This window comes from Virgibacillus litoralis (assembly GCF_017873675.1).
In the GTDB taxonomy this organism is placed as follows: Bacteria; Bacillota; Bacilli; order Bacillales; family Amphibacillaceae; genus Lentibacillus; species Lentibacillus litoralis.
Genome location: NZ_JAGGKK010000005.1, coordinates 141,749 through 165,348, shown reverse-complemented (window position 1 = coordinate 165,348; position 23,600 = coordinate 141,749). Strand labels below are relative to the sequence as shown.

Below are 23,600 nucleotides of genomic sequence, written 5' to 3'. Positions count from 1 at the left end.
TCAATGATCGGATGAATTTCAAGAGTCTATCTAATAAAGACACATTCAAGACTTGTCTTTTAATGAAATTGTTCATAGAATAATAAGTATATTATCTGAAATTTCAATCGAAAAGAGAAAAAACACAAAGTAGGAGTGGTTAAATGAAAACGATCTCAGAGCTGGAAAAGTTTATGACAGAACCATCTGAAGAATTAATTGAAGACCTTTCAAAATTGGAAGGTGATATTATGATATTAGGTATTGGCGGAAAAATGGGACCTTCAATGGCAAAATTAACGAAAAGAGCTATAGATGAAGGCGGATTAAATAAAAAAGTAATTGGTGTATCAAGATTTTCTTCCGGATCATTAAAAAAAGAGCTAGAAGATTTCGGCATCGAAACAATCGCAGCTGATTTGCTAAATGAGTCCGACCTCCAATCACTTCCAACGGCTAAAAATGTCATTTATATGGCCGGGAATAAGTTTGGAACTGTCGGGAATGAGCATTTCACCTGGGCTATGAATGCGTATTTGCCAGGCAGGCTTGCTGAAAAATTTGCCGATTCCCGTATGGTCGCGTTCTCAACTGGGAATGTATACCCCTTTGTAAATGTATTAAGCAGCAATTGCTCTGAGGACACACCTGTTAGTCCGGTTGGGGAATATGCACAGTCCTGTTTAGGAAGGGAACGTGTTCTCACCCATTTCTCACATAAAAATAAAACACCTATGCTGCTATTCAGGCTAAATTATGCAATTGATCTCCGATATGGTGTGTTACTTGAAATTGCTAAACAAGTTTATAATGGTCAGTCCATTGATCTTGAAATGGGAAACGTCAATGTTATTTGGCAGGGTGATGCAAACGAATATGCTGTTCGCTCATTATTACATACAGAAGCCCCACCGAAAATATTAAATGCCACTGGACCAGAAACAGTATCCGTTCGCTGGCTTGCTGAGGAATTTGCTAAACGATTTGATACAGATGCTAACTTTTATAATGAGGAAAATCCTACTGCTTTACTAAATAACGCTTCACATGCACATAAATTATTTGGATATCCAAAAGTAACGATACAGCAAATGATTGATATGACTGCAGATTGGCTGAAGAATGATGGCTCTACATATGACAAACCAACTCATTTCCAAGAGCGGCAAGGGGCATTTTAAATGTTAAAAAGTCCGGTGAAAAATTATTTGCATGAAGGAGCGTTTATACCAGCACATCCATTAGCTTTAACAGAAGAAAGAAAACTTGACGAGCGCAGTCAGCGAGCACTTACCCGGTATTATATTGATGCGGGAGTAGGGGGACTGGCAGTTGGGGTCCATACAACACAGTTTGAAATTCGTGATCCTGCGTTTAATCTGTTTGAAAAGGTGTTAGCACTTGCGATTGAAGAGATTGAAAAGGCCCAGGTACCAGATTCATTTATTAAGATTGCTGGAATTTGTGGTCCTGCCGAACAAGCAGTTAAAGAAGCAGAATTTGCTAAAAAAATAGGCTATGACCTTGGATTGCTAAGTATGGGAGGATTGCAGTCTCTTACAGAAGAAGAGTTACTTTATAGAACAGAAAAGGTAGCTGAAATTATCCCTGTTTTCGGGTTTTACCTGCAGCCTGCTGTTGGTGGAAGAGTCTTTTCCTATGATTTTTGGAGGAAATTTGCGGATATTCCGAATGTACATGCCATTAAAATTGCACCGTTTAACCGCTATCTTTCACTTGATGTGGTAAGGGCAGTATGCAATTCGCAAAGAAATGAGGACATTGCCTTATATACCGGGAATGATGACAATATCGTTAATGACCTGTTGACTACTTACAATATAAATGTCGATGGGAAAAAAGTAGAAAAAAAGATTGTTGGAGGATTACTGGGACACTGGTCAGTTTGGACAAAAAAAGCTGTAGAAGTATTTAATGAAATAAAGAAAGTACAACATTACGACCATATTCCAAGTACGTATTTAACATTGGCACAGGAGATTACCGATGCAAATGCTGCCTTCTTTGATGCTAAAAATCAATTTAAAGGGAGTATTGCCGGAATTAATGAAGTATTAGCCAGACAAGGCCTGCTGCAAGGACGTTGGTGCCTGCTGGAAAAAGAAGAACTTGGGCCTAATCAAATGGAAGAGATAAATCGTGTATATGCAGCATACCCGCATTTACATGATGATGAATTCGTGGAAACAAATCTTTCAAAATGGTTCAGCTAATTAAGAAGTTCTGGAAGGAGTAAACGAACAATGCAAAAAATTATTGCAAACAACAAACGAGTTGAAATAGTTGAGGATGATTCACCTGCAGTAAAACCTTCCCATTTATTAATCAAGACAATGTACTCTATTATTTCACCAGGAACCGAATTAACAATTATCGAAAATAGTACCGATAAAAAAATTACGTTAGGCTACAGCGCGATGGGAGTAGTCGAGGAGTGCGGAAGTGATATAACCAATGTGAAGCCTGGGGATTTGGTAGCTGTTTATGGTGCCCCGTATGTGCAGCATTCCGAGTACTTATTAGTTCCGAAAACTCTCTCTGCAAAAGTTCCTTCAAATGTTGAACCGAAAGAAGCAGCGCTCGCTGGTATTGGTGCGATCGCCATTCATGCACTGCGGGTTGCGAATCTTCAATTTGGTGAAACAGTATCTGTAGTAGGGCTGGGATTACTTGGTCAAATGATTGCTAAAATTGCAGACGCCGCAGCCTACAATGTTATTGCTTATGACTTTCATGAAGAACGGGCATCAATGCTGCAAGAAGAAACGAATATAAAGTCATTTTCTACGATTAATGCTATGGAACATGAGATACAAAATGGTACAAGCGGAAATGGTGCAGATGCTGTACTTCTATGTGCGGGTGGAAAGAAATCGCCATTAACAGCACAAAGTCTCGAATGGATAAGAAATAAAGGGAAAGTTGTTATTGTCGGTGACATTGAACCAGATTTCCCAAGAAACCTGATGTTCAGCAAAGAAGCCCAAATTCTTATTTCAAGAGCAGGTGGCCCAGGCAGGTACGACAAGAATTACGAAGCACAGGCTAATGACTATCCATATGGATTTGTTCGCTGGACAGAAGGAAGAAATATAGAAGAATATATCAGACTAGTAAGCGAAAAACGAATTAATGTAAGCTCTTTCATTAAAGAAGAAATTAACTTCAGTGATGTATCTGCTGCATTTGATGAACTAGTAGATAAAAAATCAACCACGTTAACAAAGGTAATAAATTTCTCAAAATAAGGTGATGATCAAAAGTGGAAAATGTCAACGTAGGGATAATTGGACTTGGTGCAATTGCGGAAACGAGCCATATCCTGCATTTAAACGACTCTGAAAATGTAACGATAGCTGCTGTTGCGGATTTGGATATCAATAGGGCAAAGGATATAGCTGAAAAATATCAAATCCCACATTCTTTTCAAGAAGCTGAAGAGATGTTTAACGAAGTTACAATCGATGCAGTTATTATCTGTACACCAAACCAAACTCATATTCCGATTGCTACACTGGCGGCCCAAATGGGAATACATGTATTTATGGAAAAACCAATCGGTACTGATTTACAGGATGTAAACGACTATTTGGAATTAGCTAAAGCAAAGAAAGTATTGACGATGGTTGGAATGACCCATCGTTTTCGTCGTGATACGGGTATTTTAAAAGAATATGCAGAACAGCAAGCATTTGGCGATGTTTACTATGCAAAAGCAAAGTTGTTCAGACGTCGAGGAACACCAAAGGGCTGGTTTACCAATAAAGCGTTAGCTGGTGGTGGTGCGATGATGGATATCGGTGTCCATGCACTTGATTTGGCATGGTGGCTGATGGGAAATCCACAGGTTCAATCGATTACAGGAAAAACGCTCAATGGATTAGGGAATTATCAAACAAAGTACACCTCAAGCTGGGAATCGAAAAACAAGAAATTAAATGCAGAACATGTATTTGATGTAGAGGATTTCAGTTCCGCCTGGATCCGCTTTAAAAACGGATCTGTTTTATCACTTGAAATTGCTTGGGCCGTGAATGGGGAGCAGGACGGTAATATCGACATCGAATTATTTGGCAATAAAGGCGGTGCAACCTTATCACCACTTACTATTTTTAAAGAGGAGAACGGATTGCTCAGCAAGACAAGTCCATTATACGAGAGCAGCATACCATTTAAAGCTGAAATCGAGCATTTTATTGAATGTGTGCAAACAAACACAACTCCATTAATAGATGGCAATGATGGGTATGAAGTCTTGAAAATGATTCACGGAATTTATGATTCATCCGATCAGAATAAGGAAGTCATTTTTGAATAGTTAGCTAAAAAAAGAAAGGAGTTTACCAAATGTTGAAAGTTGGAGTTATAGGTGTAGGATCGATATCAGAGTTTCATATTAAACCGTATCTTGAAAGTGAGGAAGCAGATTTAGTTGCGCTATGTGACACCAATCAAAACCGTCTGAATGAAAAAGGTGAATTGTATGGAGTGACCAAGTTGTACAGTGACTATCAGCAGCTATTGCAAAATGATGAAATCGATGCTGTCAGTATTTGTACATGGAATAATACCCATGCAAAAATTGCTGTCGCAGCGTTAGAAGCTGGTAAGCATGTCTTGGTGGAAAAACCATTAAGCATGACAACCGAGGAAGCTCTAGCAATCGAGGCGGCAGCCAAAAAGTCAGGAAAAGTATTGCAGGTTGGTTTTGTTAGACGGCATGGTGATAATGCAAAACTATTAAAAACGTTTATTGATAATGATGAGCTAGGTGAAATTTATTATGCCAAGGCCTCATGCTTAAGAAGACTTGGCAATCCTGGAGGCTGGTTTAGTGATATTTCAAAATCTGGTGGCGGTCCATTAATCGATTTAGGCGTTCATATGATTGATATCTGCTGGTACATGATGGGGAAACCACGCCCAGTATCAGTCAGCGGCAATACGTATTCAAAGTTAGGGAATCGCAGCCACATTGAGAATCTATCATTCTACCAGGCTGCTGATTATGATCCAACATTGAATGATGTAGAAGATTTAACAAATGCATTAATACGTTTTGAAAATGGTGCTTCCCTTTTAGTAGATGTTAGCTTTACCTTGCAAGCAAAAAAGGATGAAGTAAATGTTAAGCTGTATGGCGATAAGGGCGGAGCGGAAATTGAACCCGAGCTATCTTTAGTTACGGAGAAGCATAATACCATTTTGAATGTTACACCACAGCTGGATACACTTAAATTTGATGTCCATAAGGCATTCGTGAATGAGATCAACCATTTTGTTACGTGCTGTAAAGATGGAAAAGAAACAATCGCGCCTGTTGCAGATGGTGTCCAGGTGATGAAAATGCTCAATGCTGTTTATGAGTCAGCAGAAAACTGCAAAGAGGTTTACTTGTAGATGAATAGTACGAATGCCGAGCTTGTAATTGTTGGAGGCGGATTGGGTGGCTGTGCAGCAGCACTCTCCGCCTGCGAAAGTGGACTAAACGTTCTGTTAACAGAAGAAACGGATTGGATAGGCGGCCAGGTAACATCTCAAGGGGTTCCTCCCGATGAACATAAGTGGATAGAGGAGTTTGGTTCAACAAAGAGATATCGTGATTACCGTAATAAAGTAAGAGATACCTACTCGCGTAATATGAAGGTAAAGTCAAATGAAGCGATCTTTAACCCTGGAAACGGATTAGTGAGCAACATATGCCATGATCCCCGTGTGACGCTGCATGTATTAAATGAAATGTTAATGCCTTATGTACTGACGAATCAGTTAACAATCGATTTAAACACAAAGGTTACATCCGTAAAAAAACCCGAAAATACGGTTCATGATATGACGTTTGAACATATGCAGACAGGTGTGAAGAAGCAGGTTACTGCGCAATATTTTATCGATGCAACAGAAGCGGGCGATGTACTGCCATTAGCCGAAATGGAATATGTAACAGGTGCAGAAGCAAAGAAGGACACTGGTGAGCCACACGCATTGGATGTTGCTGATCCTGATGATATTCAAGCGTTCACTTATGTTTTGGGTATGGAGTATCGAGAGGGAGAAGACCACACCATCCAAAAACCTGCGATGTATGAATTTTGGAAGGAGTTCCATCCATCTATTTGGCCGGATAGACTATTAAGTTTTTTTGCACCACATCCTATTACAAAAGAAAAGCGTGAATATACATTATTTCGGGAGGAAACAGGATTCCCACTGTGGGAGTATCGCCGAATATTTGATAAGAACCAATACGAAAATCCTTATAATCCAGGCGATGTCTCATTAATGAATTGGCCGCAAAATGATTACTTTTTAGGGAATATCTTTGATGTTACAGAGTCAGAGAAAGACAAAAATTTATATCAGGGAAAACAGCTGAGTCTTTCTCTATTATACTGGCTGCAAACCGAGGCACCAAGATCTGATGAGGCACAGGGGTATCCAGGATTAAAGCTCCGAAAGGACATCTTTGGCACAGAAGATGGGTTGGCAAAAGCTGCCTATATTAGGGAATCAAGAAGGATTAAGGCGGAATATACCATCACTGAGCAGGATGTGTCGCCAGATTATAACGCTGGTCAAGCTGGTAAACGATACAAAGATAGTGTCGGGGTCGGATCATATAGTATTGACTTACACCCAAGTATGGCTGGAAAAACCTATCTTGATATTAAAGCGCTTCCTTTTCATATACCGTTGGGCGCACTGATTCCAAAGGATGCAGATAACGTTTTGGCCGGGTGTAAAAATATCGGTACGACTCATATTACGAATGGATGCTACCGTCTTCACCCGGTGGAATGGAATATTGGTGAGGCTTGCGGTGCATTGATTGGATTCTGTATTAACAATGATACAAATCCAAAAACAGTTCGTAAAAATGAACAATTGTTAGCAGCATTTCAGAGTGAGTTAAGGGAAAGCGGCTTTGAGCTTGAATGGCCTGATGAATTTTATAAAGAGTAATGAGGTGAGCTGTTATGGGAAGGCAAGTTGGGGACTTTCCACTCGAAAAGCTTCGTGATTACCGTCCGGCATTAGGAAATAAACCACACGATTTTGACGCATTTTGGACTGAGCAAAAGAATAAATTGAAAAATGAGCGTTCAAAGGTTGAAACAGATTTACGAGAATATCCTGTTCCATCTATAGAAGTCTTGGATATTGTCTTTTCAAGCTGGGATGATTCGCCGCTGAATGGAATATTAGTAAAACCAAAATACATGACGGAATGTCCGGTAATTGTTTGTTTTCCCGGGTATACAGGAAGTTGCGGGCTGCCCGTTGATTACTTGAAATGGGTGTCACTTGGATTCGCGGTCTATTCATTTGATGTTCGTGGGCAAGGGTCATCACCTGATTATGGAAAGTATCAGAATGGAAGCAGAATTCCCGGCTGGATGTTACTAGGAATTTATGACCCTGAAAACTATTACTTTACCAACGTATACCGTGATATTTTAATGCAAATAAAATGGATCAGGTCTGAGGATTCTCCCATTACGCCAACGAAAATGGGGGTTATGGGCTCTTCGCAGGGTGGCGGGCTGGCTACTTAGTGCAGCAGGATTGGATGGAGATATGGATTTTGTGTTGGCTGATTGGCCGTTTCTTGCACACTTTGAACGGGCAATGGATGTTGCTTTGTCTGGTCCCTATATGGAAGTTGTAAACTATTTCAAGTGGAATGACCCACAGTACAATACTTACGATCAGGTTGCTGAGACATTAGGCTATATTGATTGTGTTCATTTCTGTGAATCTATTAACTGCCCAACTTTAATGGCAGCAGGGTTAGAGGATGCAATCACACCACCATCAACAGTATTTGCAGCCTTTAACCACATTAAGTCATCCAGCAAAAAAATCGAGGTATATCCACAGTTCACCCATGAGCTTAACCCGTTTCACGACGAAAAAAAGCTCGAATTCTTGAGCAGACAATTAGAAAATAAGCCCCATGACATACCAGGAATAGGTAAGGAACAACTATTTGATTTGTAAAGTATAGTTTCCAGGACGTAGCTTACTAGATCAAAAATAATATGAGTACTATGACATCGCTGCGGAAATACACTTCGCTTTCCGCGGGCAACGCTTCAGCTTCCTCGGAAGCAAAAAACGCTTCCTGCGGGATCTTCAGCTGTTGCTATTCCCGCAGGAGTCTTCGTGTATTTCCTGCGCTGGGCTTTGCTCACTTAATTTATAAACGTATATTGTGATTGAATATAAACAAGGTTCTAAACAACCAGCAGTTGGAATATGCGAGACTCCTGTGGGACAGCGAGCCTAAGAGACCCCACAGTGAGCGTTCTTTGCGAACGAGGAGGCTCGTGGTGAGCCCACGGAAAGCGAGTATATTCCAACTGCGTGATTAGAGAGCTATACTAAATACTAGGAATCTATTATCTTTAGTTTACGTCGCAGTATTATCTAAAAGCTTAAAAAGCCACAAAACCTACGAAAAAAAGAACTAGAAAGCCCAATTTAAAGCACCTAAATACAAGGAGGATAATTATGAATATTAGTGTCAGCATGTACAGTTTAGTCTCAACCGTAAAAAAGGAAAATTGGTCTACTGTCGATTTTATTGATTATGCCAATCGTATTTCGCTAGACGGCGTCGAACTGCTCGATATTTTCTGGCAAAATAAAGACGATATTAGTAACGAACTCGAGCAGGTGACAAAAGCACTGAAGAAACATAACTTAAAAGTTTCTGCCTATGACGTCACAAATAATTTTGTAAAAGAATCAAGTGAAGATCGTGCAAAGGAAGTCACTAAAGTAAAAGATGCTATTCAAGTAGCTAAGCAATTAAACACAAATATAATCCGTGTGTTTTGCGGGGACATACATGATGACTTAACTTATGACGATGGTCAGGGCTGGATAGTTGATGGCTTAAAGCAATGTGCTGAAGCAGCTGAAAAAGAGCAGATTTATTTAGCAATTGAAAACCATGGTCTATTAGCTGGAAAGAGTGAGCAGGTTGAAGAGATCATTGAAAAAGTTAATAGCCCGTATGTGAAATCCACATTTGATACAGGTAACTTTTTATTAGTACATGAGAAACCTCAACAAGCTTTTGATCGACTGAAAGATAAAATTGTCCATGTTCACTTTAAGGACTTCCGGGAAAAAGAAGCCAGTGAAGATATCAAAGGATTTCGTTCAACACAAGGTACGGAATTGATTGGTACTATTCCTGGAGATGGACAGGTGGATTTAGCTTACATTGTTCAAGGTCTAAAAGAAATGGATTATCAAGGATGGCTTTCAATCGAATACGAAGGTAAGGACGATGCTAAGGAAGCCAATGAAGAAGCGGTAAATCGTCTAAGGAATTTACTTCAGTAGGAGGGAGAAGAATGGGGAATATTGTATTTGCAAGGTTAGATAAAATTGATTATCAAGCTACCTTACGAACCATCGTAGACTCCGTTGAACAACAGGCAAAACAAGATGAAACGGCATTATTATCTTTAAGCAAGACTAAACTGGATGCTGTTTTAAATGAAAATAATAACATTTTTATTCCATCGACCTTACTGGATAACGCTGCAGAAGGGGTAAATGTTTATTTTGACTTGGAAAACTATCCGTTTTTCCAAAAAATAAAAGAGGTTATTGAAAAAGAAAATAAGCCAAAGGGTGTTTTTCGTTTAAGGAGGATCATTGGTAATGGTGAAAGCAAAGAGCTGATTGCAGGTGATTTATATGTTCTTTCCTCACTATTAGGTGAAACGCAGGATATTCAAGTGAAGCATACAAATCAGACAGTTTCTCCCTGCCATGTGATTGTTACTGTCAATTTTGGCGGTGGAACAATGGCACATCTGGAATATACATTTTCTGAGCAGGATGAAAGCATTGAACTTGAGTGGAGCGGGATAAAAACTATTCTGGAATTCAATAGTGAAACGATGAATCCAACTGACCCATCGTTAGTTTATTCCGTAGACTCCATCATCGATACTGCTCATCCAGCAGATCAGAGTTTGATCAAACGTTTGAACAATTTCAGTCAGCTTGTAAACGGAGGTACTAATTAATGAAAATTGGAATGATGAGTTTCGCGCATATGCATGCACACAGTTATGTGGACGGTTTGATGAAACTGCCCAATGTTGAATTAGTTGGAATCTTTGATGATGATTCAGATAGAGGAAAAGAAGTGGCTGAAAAGTATCGTACAAAGTATTTCAACAATCAGGAATCGTTTCTTGCGATGGATATGGATGCTGTCATTATTTGCAGTGAAAACTTCCGCCATAAAGAAATGGTCATAAATGCTGCCAAAGCCAATAAACATATTTTATGCGAAAAGCCTATTGCCACAACAGTTGAAGATGCGCAAGAAATGATTAACGTTTGTGACAAGAATGACGTAGTTTTACAAACAGCATTTCCAGTAAGATTCAGCTCGCCGATGCGTCAGCTTAAAAATATGATAAATGATGGAGATCTTGGTGACATTGTAGCTTTTCGCACCACAAACAGAGGTCAAAATCCCGGTGGCTGGTTTATCGATAAAGAGCAATCGGGTGGAGGTGCTGTATTAGATCATACAGTACATATGGTTGACATTATGCGCTGGTATTTAGGAAAGGAAATTACGGAGGTACATGCGATTGTAGACTCTTATTTTCATGACATCGCTATTGATGATGCAGGTTTGCTCACATTGGAATTTGAAAATGGTGTTGTCGCGTCCCATGACGCCAGTTGGTCACGATTTAAAGAATATCCAATCTGGGGTGATGCAACAATTGAAGTCGTCGGCACAAAGCAAACAGTGAAGGCGGATGCCTTTAAAGAACATGTTAGAATGTTTACTAGCGGGTCCAAATCGCTAAGTCATGTTTTTTATGGAAATGACATGGACCTTGGACTGATTCGAGATTTTGTTAACTGTGTAGAAGAGGGAAGAAAACCATCCATAACTGGTAGGGACGGTTTAAAGGCGCTGGAAGTTGCTTTAGCAGCGTATAAATCGAGTGAAAAGAAATCAGCAGTAAATTTATAAACATTGCGGGCACCTGTATAAGGTGTCCACTTTTATAAGAAGGAGGTAACAGCCAGTGTACACGATTGGAATTGATATCGGCGGTACCAAAATTAAGTTCGGCATGTTTGATGGAAATAGTCAGCTTGTTAAAGAAGATCAAATAAAAACGCCTAAGGAAGCAATTGTTGAAAATATGATTGTTGCGCTAGAAGAACTTATCCAGGATGAAAAAATTCAAGGTATTGGGGTTGCTTCAGCTGGGATAGTTGATTTTCATAATGGCGTAATAAAAAGCTGTCCTAATTTACATGCCTTAGCAAATGTGCCAATCAAAGCTATGCTGGAAGATGCTTTTCAGGTCTCTGTTGTGGTGGGTAACGATGCGAATTGTGCAGCTTTGGCAGAAGGAACTGCAGGGGCTGCAAGGGCTGTCAGCAGTTATATTTGTATCACATTGGGAACAGGTATTGGTGGTGGAATTGTTCATAACAATGAGTTGGTTCATGGAAATAGCGGGTATGGCGGCGAAGTTGGTCACATGACACTTGTTCCGAATGGAATAGTATGTGGGTGCGGGCGCAAAGGCTGCTGGGAGGCATATGCTTCAGGTAAAGCACTGGAAAGAATGATTTCAGATGATCCTGAATTGGCTTCGAATAATTACCAGCCAAAAGATGTATTTGAAAACTATAATAATGATGTATCCTGTGAACGAGTTGTTGACCACTACTTAGAATATCTGTCAATCGGGCTTATTAACCTGCAATATGTATTCGATCCGGAAATGATTGTTATCGGTGGTGGTGTGATTGATTCCAGCAAGTATTGGTGGAATCAATTGGAAGAAAAAATGGCAGCAACAGCATCTATTCCGGTAGCATTACAGCAGGCACAACTGAAAAATAATGCGAGCATGATCGGAGCAAGTTCGTTAGTCAAACAAGGTTAGTGAGGGATTTAAATGTACTATTTAAAAGGTGATGTCATCACGGATGGGCGTATTATAAATTATTGTTTTGTTGAAATAACAGATGGCGAAATAACCTTCGTTGGTAGCAAGAAAGCAGCTAATAATGGTGCCGTATATGAAGTGAATGGTTTTATCTGTCCTGGATTAACAGATATTCACATTCATGGTGTAAATGGGTCTGATTTTATGGACAATCAGGAAGCATTTGCTGAAATCTCAAAATGCCTGCCGTGTTACGGGGTAACATCTTTTTTAGCTACTTCCAGAACAGGTACAGTTACCGATGTGAAGAAGTTTCTTGAGGGTGCCAAGTCGTATCAGGATAATCCAGCTGTTGGTGCTAACTGCCTTGGCGTTCATCTGGAAGGACCTTGGATTAGTCCGAAGTATAGCGGTGCACAAAGTAAGTCCTATATACGGCAACTCACCTGGAATGATGTCGATAATGTTTTGGATCCTTTTTTAGATATCATTTCTATTATTACATTGGCTCCAGAGGAAATGGAAGATTATGCGATATTAAATCATTTACATACAAACGGCATATACGTTTCTGCTGGACATACAAACGCAACAATTGAAGAAATTGGATTAGCAATAGAATCTGGGCTGACACAAATAACGCATACATTCAATGCGATGAGTCCAGTGCACCATCGAACACCCGGTACCGCTGCTGCTTCTTTGTATTATGATAACCTAACATGCGAAATTATTACGGATGGTATTCATATACATCCCAGGATGATTGAGCTTCTATATAAGGTGAAGGGCGGTGAAAGGATGGTCCTTATATCTGATTGTACGGGATATAACGAATTAGCTAATGGAGAATATTTTTTCCGGGAAAAGAACCTTATAAAGACCGGCAATAAAGTAACATTGGATAACGGTCAATTAGCAGGAAGCGCAATAACCTTGGATAAAGGGATTAAGTATGTTGTGGAAGAGTGCAATATTCCATTGGAAAAAGCTGTTTACATGGCAACACAGACACCGCTGAATACAATAGCTCAAGGAGAAAATAGAGGTAGAATTGCTGCAGGATATAAAGCGGACATCATGATTTTGGACAACAATTTAACTGTTGAGAAGACAATTGTTAATGGGGAAACAGTTTACGCTGGAGGTGCATGATAAATGGATATTCGCCATTTAAAAGAACAGGAATTTGAACAGGCGATAGACTTATCCAATCAAACGTTTCGAGAAGAAGATCATACGTCAATGGGAGATGCATTCCCGCAGGTTTTCTCTAAACAATTAAACCAGTCATTCGCTGCCTTTGATGGTGATCAATTGGTGAGTTTTATTGGACTGGTTCCATCGAAAATGATTATTGGAAATGCTGTATTAAATACTTTTTCAATTGGGTCTGTTTGTACTCATTCTGATTACCAGGGGCAGGGCATATCAACTGCTATTCTAAATAAAGTATATGAATTCATCGATCAGGCCGGAGCATCATTGTTGTTTGTGTCTGGTGATCGCGGATTGTATAGGCGAAATGACTGTTATCATTTTGGAAAAATGTACAATTATAAAATCGATAAAATCTCTGGGGAACAAAATTATAAAGGATCGGTAAGGAAAGGTTCTGCGACAGATCTCTTTCAAGTTGATGATTTAATAAAAGCAAAAGAAGTTCGCTATGAAACTAATATATGGGAGTGGGCAATGCTTCTTGATGCAGGCGGTTATGCAAGTATTTTTAAGCAGAAACAAGCGTTATATGTTGCTGAAGATAACCGAGCAATCGAAGCATATGTGGTAATTGGACTGCCGGAGAATGAATCTGCTATTGTAACGGACTGGGGTGGTAATCCAGCAGCAATCCGCGGGATATTAACGGATTTATTGGCCAACAATGTTGTACCGAAAATAGATTTAACTGTCCCTTGGCAGGAGTCGCTTCATGATAAGTTAAGAGATCTTCCGTTCAAGGTCGAGCAGAATGGTGGCACCGTACATATTGTTAATGCTGAGAGATTAATAGAACAGGTAATGCCGTATTTGGCGGATAAAGATCCAGATGTGGCTGAGCGTTTAACGGTAACTGCAAAGGCCGGTGTGACCCTTGAATATAATAAATCGGATATGACCCTGTCTCCTCAAGAGTTTGTTAAGGTATTATTTGATTTTAATGTTGATTCACAAATGGGCGAAATACAAAAATTGTTTCCCATTCCATTGCCAAATACGTTTGGTATTCATTATGTGTGATGAATTTAGCAAGGAGTAAGCAGCTACTTTTTTAAAAAAGTGTATATAAACTGTCTTACTGCATGTACAACTTAGGCTTATCTTTATTAAGAGGGGGTTCAATAATAATTCAAAACATGCTTTTATAAGAATCCCCTTAACAAATGCCAAGCTATCTATATAGCCCTAAAAATTCTAGTTCTTAAGTACCTTCTTATGTCTTTTAATGGAGTAGAAACCTGAGATTAAAGGAAGAAGGTAGAATTTAGCAGAAATTTGTTAGCATATGCTAAATAAATTTTGAAAGGAGATTCAATAATGAGCAGAAAATTTTTAGGTGTTTTTTCGATCGTCCTCTCAGTTCTGGTAGTAGCTTCACTCTTCCTACCGTCTAATCAAATGCAAGAAGTTTATGCAGAAAACGGAACAAATCCAGTGATTAATCCCTCACCACAAGAGGTGAAATCTAGTGGGAATGGATTTCCGCTTACACCGAAAGTAGGGATAGTAGTAGGAGAAGGTACTGATGCGTCCGCTGTTAATGAAGTAGTAAAAACATTAAATGAAGCGGATGTTGAACAAATTATTAAAAAAAGTGATAGTGAACCTGCTCCAAATACGCCAGTAACTATTTGGATAGGTGGACCATCAGAAAATAATGCTTCTGAACCAGTGCTGAAAAAACTTGGAGTGGAAGGACCAGAGGAATTAAAGAATGAAGGTTATGTCCTCGTTTCAGGAGATAATAGCAATAAGCAGATTGTTCTTTCGGGAAAGGATAAAGCAGGAACCTTTTATGCAGCAAAAACATTCAAGCAACTTGTCACCTCAAGAGAAGGCCGTGATTGGGTAACTTCCGTTGAAATCCGTGATTGGCCGGAAATGCCATTACGAGGAGTTATCGAGGGTTTTTATGGTAAACCATGGTCACAAAAAGAACGGTTAAGTCAGATAGATTTTTACAGTGAGAACAAAATGAATACGTATGTTTATGCACCAAAAGATGATATGTACCACCGTGATAAATGGAGAGAACCCTATCCTGAAGAGAAGCTCTCTCAGATAGGGGAATTGGTTAATGCGGCAGATGAAAAACATGTGAATTTTATCTTTACTATCTCACCTGGTCTTGATATCTGTTATTCTAGTGAGAAGGACTTTGAGAAACTAACAGAAAAAGCACAGGCAATGTGGGATCTTGGTGTGCGTGACTTTGCGATTTTATTGGATGATATTTTTCAGGAAATGAATTGTGAAAAGGACGTTGAAAAATTTGGCTCGTCCTCAAGTCCGTTTGCTTCCGCTCAAGCTTATTTACTTAATAAATTCCAGAAAGAGTTTATAGAAACACATAAAGGAGCTAACCGTCTAATTACTGTTCCAACTGAGTATTATCAAGATGGTACAAGTCCATATAAGAAAAAGTTTGCCGAGCTGGTTGATCCAGACATACTTGTTTACTGGACAGGGATAGGTATTACAACGGATACAATTACAAATGAAGATGCTGAAAAAATGTCAAACATCTTTAAACATGAATTGCTGGTTTGGGACAATTTTCCGGTAAACGACTTTGCACGAGATCGTTTGTTCCTTGGGCCATTGACTGGAAGAGATGCTGAACTGACAGAACATGGTGTTAATGGATTAACGGCGAACCCAATGGAACATAGTGAAGCTTCTAAAATCCCTTTATTCACTGTAGCAGATTATACGTGGAATTCTGATGACTATAACCCCGCAAAGTCATGGGAACAAAGTATTCATTCATTTGGTGGAGACTACAAAAAGCAGTTGCAAACGTTTAGTGAAAATGCCTTATCATCTCCATTAAACCAAAATGAATCACCAACATTGAGCCCTTTAATAGATTCCTTCTGGCAAGCTTACAATACCGAAACAATAGGTGATGAAGGAAATGCCCTATTAGAGGAATTTAAAAAGTTTAAAGATGTTCCAAAAATATTAGAAGAAAATTTTAATAATAAGGTATTTCTCGAGGAAGTTAATCCATGGTTAGATAAAATGGAATATTACGGAATAACTGGAAGTATTGCCACTAACATGCTCCTGGCACAACAAAAAGGTGATAAGGAGAAGGCACAGGTCTACCGTGAAAATTTGAATGAAGCCATGGATAATGATTTAACGGATATTACCATACCGGAAAGAAGAACAGCTTCAAGATCTCTTGATGGGATAAATAAACCAAGAGGGTCAGCGGAACTCGTGATGTATACATCGGAATATGGTGAAACAACAGGAACAAACCAATGGGGCTATGAAATCACTGTTGTCGATGGAAAAGTAATAGCAGTAGGAGGTAACGATACTGTTATCCCAGATAATGGATTTGTCTTAAGTGTGCATTCTGCAGGTGATGGGCAATGGCTTGAACATAACTCCCTTGTTGGAAGCAAAGTTTCAATTGATGACTCCATTGCAACGCTTATAACGGAAGAGGGAGTCTATCATATTCCAAACGAGAAAACTTATGCATATGGTGTCACTGAACCATTTATAAACAAGGCAATACAACTGAATGATAATTGGCTTGGAAGCCGTGAACATGAAGGCCCTTTTTCTACAATTGACCACTACAGTTCCTATGTACTTGAAAACATGAATGATGGCAATTTAGATACACTATATTGGACTAAAGGTGCCCCAAAGCAAGGTGATTATATCGGAATTGACTTAGGAGAAGTAAAGAAAATTGATACAATAGAATTATATATGGCATCCACTTCAGGTTCTGTTCCAAGGCCAGAAGATTATATATATCACGGTGAAATACAAATTTCAACAAACGGTTCAAATTGGGAAGAACTAGGAGAGTATGAAGACCAACCTGAGATATCTATTAATTTAACTGAAGGAAAAGAAGCTAGATTTATCCGTTTTAAAGTTCAAACAGATCAGACAGGATGGGCTCAAATCAGGGAATTTATTGTAGAATAAGAAAAGACTGAAGGGGGATATATTTATCTCCCTTCACTTTTTAATATAAGTTTGGAAATTTAAAAATTCCAGGAGCTGTTACAGTTGGGAATTAACAAAAAGTTTAAAAAGAGCAATTTTCTAAATAAGGATATTGAATACTATGTGCTACGCTCAAATACCACAATTGAAGAAGCCTATCTTTTATATGTGCACGATGGTGGGGACTATTTAGAGTTAGGCGAACTGGAGAAGAGTTATCAAAAGCTGCTGCAACACGATTATAACCGTGCCCGGAAACTAGTATTTGTGTTAATTTCACCTGGTTCTTCTAGTGAGCGATGGAATTCCTATCATAGAAGAGGAAAGGACTTTGATAACTATATTGATTTTATGAACCAAGAACTTATTCCAGAGGTTGAACAGGAATTATCCGATTCAGGTATCAAAATAGTTAAAAGAGGGATGCTGGGGGACTCGCTGGCAGGGAACATTAGCTTAAATATTGCGGTGAGTAAACCTCGTTTGTGGACGCATTTATTATTACAATCCGCAGCCATCAGTAAGCATGATATTGAATCACTAAGTGATATGCAACAAGTTAACTGGAATATCTACCAAACTGTCGGCCTATATGAAGATGAATTTATCTCACCGATAACAGATGAGAAGCTTTATATCTTGAGCCGTAACCGTGAACTATATAGTGCCTTTTTAGCCTTAAAGATTCATAAAATCCGCTATATAGAATGTAAAGAACATCATTTGTGGGATTTTTGGAGAAGAGATCTTCCCAATGTGCTGCATTACTTTACGTATCACTCCTAAGACAGGTCGGCCGGTAATAACACGAAAATTAACCATTGCAGAAAATTTTTGAATATTTTATAATCTATTTAGGAGAAAATATCCTTTTAACGAAATAATTATAAAAATATTTTCCGTTACTTAGGAGAATGGGGGTTCTAGATGGGTGACTTTAGTATTGGGATCGATATTGGGGGAACCAAAATTGCAGCAGGGATTGTAAATAAAACTGGAGAAGTCTTTCATAGAAAAGTTACTCCTACGCCAAAAGAAACGAAAATGCGTGTACTGGAGTTGTTAAAAGATATAGTTTCTTCTTACATAAGTATTGCTGAAAAGGAAAGGATGCACTTAATTGGTATTGGCATTGGATCGGCTGGTCAAATCAATTATAAAGAAGGGAAAATCCTGACAGGTACAGATAACATTCAAGATTGGAATGACGTGGCCATATCGGATTACCTATCTAAGTATACAGATCTGCCTATCTTTTTAGACAATGATGCAACGACTTTTGCTATTGCAGAGCACCAGCTTGGCAGTGGAAAAGGAATGAGTGATGTTGTTTGTCTAACGCTAGGTACTGGAATAGGTGGAGGAATTATTTCAGGTGGAAATGTTATTCGGGGTGAATGGGGAGGCGCTGCAGAATTAGGTCATATAACAGTTAATATGGATGGACCCAAATGTAATTGTGGATCACATGGCTGTGTCGAGACATATGCATCCGGTAGTGGAATTGCCAATCGGATGAAAGAGAGATTGCATGAATTGGATACCACGACTAATGAATCTGCTAAAACTTACTTTGTTGAAAACCCAGACAAGCTTACAAGTAAAGAAGTTTTTCAATGGTATCATGATGGATGCCCCATTGCTGATGAGGTTATTGACACAGCGATAAAAGCTTTATCATATGGGATGATAACAATCATTCATACGTTTAACCCATCACGAATCATACTTGGTGGAGGAATTGTGGAAGACAGAGAATGGCTGATTGTAAAGATTAATGATCGTTTAAGCAACTTAGGAATGCACGCTTTAGTCAACCCGGTAGATATTCAAATATCCAAACTAGGATATGATGCTGGTCTTATTGGTGCTGCATATCAATCCTGGATTGCAAATAAATAGGAGGGTAAATATGAAACAAACATTACCAGAAACAGCTAACATCTTGTGGGTCGACTTTTTAGCAAATGGACAGCGTTTAGCCGAGCATAGTGAACAAGTACGATTAATTGAAAACGCTATCAATTCAGGTGTGACCCATTTAATAATTGATGCGAAGGTTCCGTATGGGCAGACTACTTATCCCAGCAAGTTTGCTTACCATATTAGCAGCTGGTCAGATGGAAGTTACCAGATGTGGGAAGGTCGTAACTTTCTAAGTGAATTTTTAAGTAAAACAAAAGGTCTTGATATACAAGTACTGGCAAATGTAGATGTTTTCTCAGAAGGGATCGCTACTTCTCGTGATGGATTGGCCTACGATAAAAAGGATTGGCAAGTTAAATTCTACAATGAAGTGGTTTCCAACGAATCGAATGCGGCAGAATACGCTGATGCTGCAACTATTTTTGTTAACCCGATTCATCCAGAGGTGATTGATCACGAATTAAATATTATAAAGGAAATGTGCGCTTATGACTTGGATGGAATAGTATTAGATCGATGCCGCTATCCAAATGTTTATGGGGATTTTAGTGACTTAAGCAGAAGTAATTTTGAGGATTATATTGATAAGAAGATTCCAAACTGGCCTGAAGCTATTTATACAATTGACGAAGAGAAAAAGGTTCAGTTCGGTAAGTATTTCTCTCTTTGGACAGAATGGCGAGCACTCAATATTAAAAAATTCGTGCATAGAGCACGTGAGGTTGTGAAATTACACAATCCTGATTTTTTATTCGGTAATTATGTAGGTTCATGGTACCCGCTCTACTATAATGAGGGCGTTAACTGGGGGAGTGAAACATATCAGCCAGAATCAGACTGGACTTCTGATAACTACTCTGTCTCTGGTTTAGCTGAAGAGCTTGATTTTATTATGACCGGTTGTTATTATCCAGAGGTTTATATTGAAGAAGCGGTGAATAATAAACGTCCTGAAAACTGGTATTCAGTAGAAGGTGCCGTCGATAAAAGCTTAGAAGTAATCAATGGCAGTATTCCTGTTGTAGGCGGATTATTTTTAAAAGACTATAAAGATAATCCAGAACAATTTAAAAAAGCAATCCAAATGTGTAAGGGGAAATCAAAGGGTGTAATGCTCTTTGATGCGGTTTATCTGGAAGACTATAAATGGTGGAATATACTTCCAACAGAGTTGAAAGATACTAAACACGTGAAATGAAAGAAGGGTATGCATGACTAGAAAAATAGCATTAATACCAGTAGATGCTAGACCAGTAACCTATGACTTACCAAAGGAACTTGGGCAGTTAGTAGATTGGGAACTGATTACTCCTCCAAAGGAATATCTAGGCTTTTTAAAGGAACCAGCAAATTTTTCTCAGCTTTTTCAATGGATAGAGGACGTTTCCACCCAGGTAGAAGGGGTTATTGTATCAATCGATATGATTCTGTACGGGGGACTTGTTCCTTCAAGGATTAACAGTGAAAATGAAGCAGTTATATTCAATCGACTGGAACAATTTCTGGAAATCAAACAAGAGAATCCTCATTTATCCATCATGGCTTTTAGTTCAACAATGCGATTGTCTAACAGCTATGTCAATGAGGAAGAAAAGTCCTATTGGAATCAATATGGCAAAGAGATCTGGAGATACTCGTATCATTCACACCGCTATCAAAAGCTTCAAGCAGATGAGGACAACGAGATTGTTCAAGAAATGAAGAAGGAAATTCCAGACTGGGTTTTAGAGGATTATCTAACAACCCGTGAGCGGAACTTTCAGGTGAATTTATCTTTAATTGAATACATCGAACAAGCAGTTATCGACCTGTTAATTTTCCCACAGGATGATACAAGTGAATATGGCTTAAATATAATGGAGCAGGAAAAGCTGGCTGACGCAGTTTCTCAACAGGAATTATACGAGAAAATTTTAATATACCCGGGCGCAGATGAAGTTGCCAGCGTTTTAACGGCAAGGATGATTTACCTTTTAGAAAAGGAACCAACGCCTGTATTTTATCCCATCTATAGTGGCAAGAAAGGCTCGTTGTCAATAGCGATGTATGAGGATAGGGCAATCGATGAATCTATCAAAGGTCAAATTTATGCTTTTGGCAGTCATACGGTGGAGGAAACAAGCGATGCTGATGTAATCATTGGTGTAAATGTCCCAGGTAAACTTCAAGGGGATCTTGCATTACAACAACAACTTAATGAAGTAAATACGAATGATCGTAATATTGCCGAATGGCTTAAGAAATTAAGCTACTATCGTGATAAAGGGAAATTAATAGCCATTGCAGACGTAGCTTATGCGAATGGTGCAGATGTTACTATGATTCCGCAGCTGTTAAAAACCTTCTCATTAAGTGATCTGGCAGGACTTGGTGCCTGGAATACAGCAGGAAATACGATAGGGACGGTAGTTGCTCAGTCTGCATTAATACACTTATCTGCAAAAAAAGAAAAGAATACAAATGCAGTTAAAGAAAGACAGTTATTGCTGCGTCTGTTAGATGACTACTTATATCAATCGATTATCAGGCAGGAAGTACGAAAAGAAATTAATGAAGAGAGTACCTCTGCTGAAACTATTCGAAAAAAAGTAAACGAATTATTTTATGAAAAGGCAGTTGAAATGATAGGCAGGACTGATGTTGCATGCAGCATAGTAAACATTTACCTTCCTTGGAATAGAACGTTTGAGATTGGCGTTGAATTAGCGAGCAAGAAAGTATAAAGATTATAAAGAAGCAAAATACACTTTACAGAAGTTGATATAAACGGCGAGGGTCAGAGATCCACACCAAATACTACGAATCGGTTGTCCATTATAGCAACTACAAGTAAATGTTCAATCAAATTTTAGAAAATAGCTTTTAAAAATCAATGTAATGGGAGTGGTATTTTTTGAAAAAAGATATTGCCATTATTGGCGGTGGGATTGGCGGCTGTTTGGCAGCGCTAACTGCAGCTAAGCAGGGAAAGAACGTTGTACTAACAGAAGAAACACAATGGATCGGTGGCCAGTTGACAAGTCAGGCAGTACCCCCTGATGAGCATCGCTGGATCGAGGAATTTGGATGTACAAACACATACAGACAGTTCAGAAATGAAATTAGAAGCTATTATAAAAACCATTATCCGTTAGCTGAGGATAGCCATACTGATGGTTTGCTCAATCCAGGCAGTGCATGGGTTAGCAGAATTGCGCATGAGCCTAAAGTTGCGTTAAAGGTCCTTTATGATTTTTTGCAGCCTTATCTTTCAAATGGGCGAATTGAACTGTTACTGGAATATAAAGCTATACGGGCCGAGGTAGAGCATGATGAGATAAAGCGGCTATTTATTGCAAGCACGCGAGACGAAGAGGAAATAGCAATTGATGCTGCTTATTTTCTTGATGCAACAGAACTTGGGGATGTTCTGCCTATAGCTGGTGCGGACTATTCTCTTGGAGCAGAGTCTAAAGAAGAAACTGGGGAATTACATGGATTAAACAAGGCGATCCCTCAGGACATACAATCAATCACACACGTTTTTGCCCTGGATTACGTCAAAGGTGAAAACCATACAATTGAAAAACCAGAGCAGTATGACTATTGGAAGAACTACCGCGCATCTTTCTTGAATCACAATCAGTTAAGTGAATATATGCCTGATGCTGGTACTGGTAAGTCAAAATATCTGCCTTTGTTTACAGACGAGAATGCTCTAGGGTATTGGGAGTATCGAAGAATTATAGATACCAATAAATTTAAAAAAGGTTTTTATAAAGGAGATATTTCCCTAATTAATTGGCCGCAGAATGACTACTGGGCAGGATCGATAATTGATGTTTCTGAAAAGGAAAAAGAAAAACATTTACATGGAGCAAAACAGTTAAGTCTTTCGCTCCTGTATTGGCTGCAAACAGAAGCGCAACGCAAGGATGGCGGAAAAGGATACCCTGAATTCAGACTAAGGCCGGACATAGTAGGGACAAATGATGGTCTGGCTATGCATCCTTATATACGGGAATCCCGCAGAATTAAAGCATTACATACGGTGGTCGAACAGGATGTTAATGCAGACCTGCGAGGAGATGCGGGGATAAAGAAACTGGATGATTCTGTCGGGATAGGCGCTTATCGTATCGATTTACATCCGACAACGATTAAGAACAGGTTTTTTTATGCGAATAGTTACCCTTTTGAAATACCTTTAGGGAGTTTAATTCCAATTAAAATCAAAAACTTGATTCCCGCCTGTAAAAATATCGGATCCACCCAGTTAACGAATGGCTGCTTTAGACTTCACCCCGTTGAGTGGAATATAGGAGAATCAGCGGGTGCGTTAGCTGCCTATGCTATGGAACATAACCTTTCGCCAGCAGATATTTATAAAAATCCGAAACTAACATCCGATTTTCAGCGCTTATTACAGGAATGTGGAGTATCACTTCACTGGCCGGAAATAGGTGCTCTGTAACACTGTCAGAAATTTCTTTTTATAAAATTCATAATTTCAGAAAATTGTGTTGACAGAAT

The 23,600-nt window shown here is 39.0% G+C and carries 20 protein-coding genes; all 20 read left to right on the top strand.

Annotated elements, in window-relative coordinates; all coding sequences use genetic code 11:
- Positions 1-143 precede the first annotated feature (143 nt).
- The 20 genes from J2Z82_RS06635 (at position 144) to J2Z82_RS06540 (ending at position 23,541) form a co-directional block, all read left to right on the top strand.
- Positions 144-1,160 (top strand): NAD-dependent epimerase/dehydratase family protein, encoded by a 1,017-nt coding sequence (locus J2Z82_RS06635; RefSeq protein ID WP_209479996.1) that lies wholly within the window; start codon positions 144-146, stop codon positions 1,158-1,160.
- The gene (locus J2Z82_RS06630; protein ID WP_209479995.1) at positions 1,161-2,213 is read left to right on the top strand and encodes a dihydrodipicolinate synthase family protein; all 1,053 of its coding nucleotides are present in this window, start codon (positions 1,161-1,163) and stop codon (positions 2,211-2,213) included.
- A gap of 30 nt (positions 2,214-2,243) precedes the next feature.
- Positions 2,244-3,248, top strand: a complete 1,005-nt coding sequence (locus J2Z82_RS06625) for a zinc-dependent alcohol dehydrogenase (protein ID WP_209479994.1) — start codon at positions 2,244-2,246, stop codon at positions 3,246-3,248.
- 14 nt (positions 3,249-3,262) lie between these two features.
- A complete protein-coding gene (locus J2Z82_RS06620; RefSeq protein ID WP_209479993.1) occupies positions 3,263-4,318 on the top strand; it encodes a Gfo/Idh/MocA family protein in 1,056 nt (351 codons plus the stop codon).
- Positions 4,319-4,347: 29 nt separating this feature from the next.
- Positions 4,348-5,400, top strand: a complete 1,053-nt coding sequence (locus J2Z82_RS06615; protein ID WP_209479992.1) for a Gfo/Idh/MocA family protein — start codon at positions 4,348-4,350, stop codon at positions 5,398-5,400.
- A complete protein-coding gene (locus tag J2Z82_RS06610) occupies positions 5,401-6,963 on the top strand; it encodes an FAD-dependent oxidoreductase (protein WP_209479991.1) in 1,563 nt (520 codons plus the stop codon).
- 14 nt (positions 6,964-6,977) lie between these two features.
- Entirely contained in the window at positions 6,978-7,556 is a 579-nt protein-coding gene (locus J2Z82_RS06605) for an acetylxylan esterase (protein ID WP_209479990.1), read from the top strand.
- Complete coding sequence (locus J2Z82_RS06600) at positions 7,537-8,001, top strand: acetylxylan esterase (RefSeq protein ID WP_209479989.1); 465 nt, start codon at positions 7,537-7,539, stop codon at positions 7,999-8,001. The genes J2Z82_RS06605 and J2Z82_RS06600 overlap by 20 nt, the downstream gene beginning before the upstream one ends.
- 513 nt (positions 8,002-8,514) lie before the next feature.
- On the top strand, positions 8,515-9,357 hold the full coding sequence (locus J2Z82_RS06595) for a sugar phosphate isomerase/epimerase family protein (protein ID WP_209479988.1): 843 nt from the start codon (positions 8,515-8,517) through the stop codon (positions 9,355-9,357).
- An 11-nt stretch (positions 9,358-9,368) separates the two neighbouring features.
- Positions 9,369-10,052 carry a hypothetical protein gene (locus tag J2Z82_RS06590; RefSeq protein ID WP_209479987.1) on the top strand — a complete coding sequence of 228 codons (684 nt, stop codon included), beginning with the start codon at positions 9,369-9,371 and terminating at the stop codon, positions 10,050-10,052.
- Positions 10,052-11,026: a Gfo/Idh/MocA family protein gene (locus J2Z82_RS06585; protein ID WP_209479986.1), complete on the top strand. Its 975-nt coding sequence runs from the start codon at positions 10,052-10,054 to the stop codon at positions 11,024-11,026. The genes J2Z82_RS06590 and J2Z82_RS06585 overlap by 1 nt, the downstream gene beginning before the upstream one ends.
- A gap of 55 nt (positions 11,027-11,081) precedes the next feature.
- Positions 11,082-11,957: an ROK family protein gene (locus J2Z82_RS06580; protein WP_209479985.1), complete on the top strand. Its 876-nt coding sequence runs from the start codon at positions 11,082-11,084 to the stop codon at positions 11,955-11,957.
- A 12-nt stretch (positions 11,958-11,969) separates the two neighbouring features.
- Entirely contained in the window at positions 11,970-13,115 is a 1,146-nt protein-coding gene (gene nagA, locus J2Z82_RS06575) for an N-acetylglucosamine-6-phosphate deacetylase (RefSeq protein WP_209479984.1), read from the top strand.
- A gap of 3 nt (positions 13,116-13,118) precedes the next feature.
- Positions 13,119-14,201: a GNAT family N-acetyltransferase gene (locus tag J2Z82_RS06570; RefSeq protein ID WP_209479983.1), complete on the top strand. Its 1,083-nt coding sequence runs from the start codon at positions 13,119-13,121 to the stop codon at positions 14,199-14,201.
- A 297-nt stretch (positions 14,202-14,498) separates the two neighbouring features.
- On the top strand, positions 14,499-17,141 hold the full coding sequence (locus J2Z82_RS06565; RefSeq protein ID WP_209479982.1) for a glycoside hydrolase family 84 protein: 2,643 nt from the start codon (positions 14,499-14,501) through the stop codon (positions 17,139-17,141).
- 84 nt (positions 17,142-17,225) lie between these two features.
- Positions 17,226-17,948: an alpha/beta hydrolase gene (locus J2Z82_RS06560; RefSeq protein ID WP_209479981.1), complete on the top strand. Its 723-nt coding sequence runs from the start codon at positions 17,226-17,228 to the stop codon at positions 17,946-17,948.
- Between the two features lie 141 nt (positions 17,949-18,089).
- The gene (locus tag J2Z82_RS06555; RefSeq protein WP_209479980.1) at positions 18,090-19,064 is read left to right on the top strand and encodes an ROK family protein; all 975 of its coding nucleotides are present in this window, start codon (positions 18,090-18,092) and stop codon (positions 19,062-19,064) included.
- 10 nt (positions 19,065-19,074) lie between these two features.
- Positions 19,075-20,286: an alpha amylase family protein gene (locus tag J2Z82_RS06550; RefSeq protein ID WP_209479979.1), complete on the top strand. Its 1,212-nt coding sequence runs from the start codon at positions 19,075-19,077 to the stop codon at positions 20,284-20,286.
- 13 nt (positions 20,287-20,299) lie between these two features.
- Positions 20,300-21,811 carry a DUF4127 family protein gene (locus tag J2Z82_RS06545; RefSeq protein ID WP_209479978.1) on the top strand — a complete coding sequence of 504 codons (1,512 nt, stop codon included), beginning with the start codon at positions 20,300-20,302 and terminating at the stop codon, positions 21,809-21,811.
- A 170-nt stretch (positions 21,812-21,981) separates the two neighbouring features.
- A complete protein-coding gene (locus J2Z82_RS06540; protein WP_209479977.1) occupies positions 21,982-23,541 on the top strand; it encodes an FAD-dependent oxidoreductase in 1,560 nt (519 codons plus the stop codon).
- The last annotated feature ends 59 nt before the right edge of the window (positions 23,542-23,600 follow it).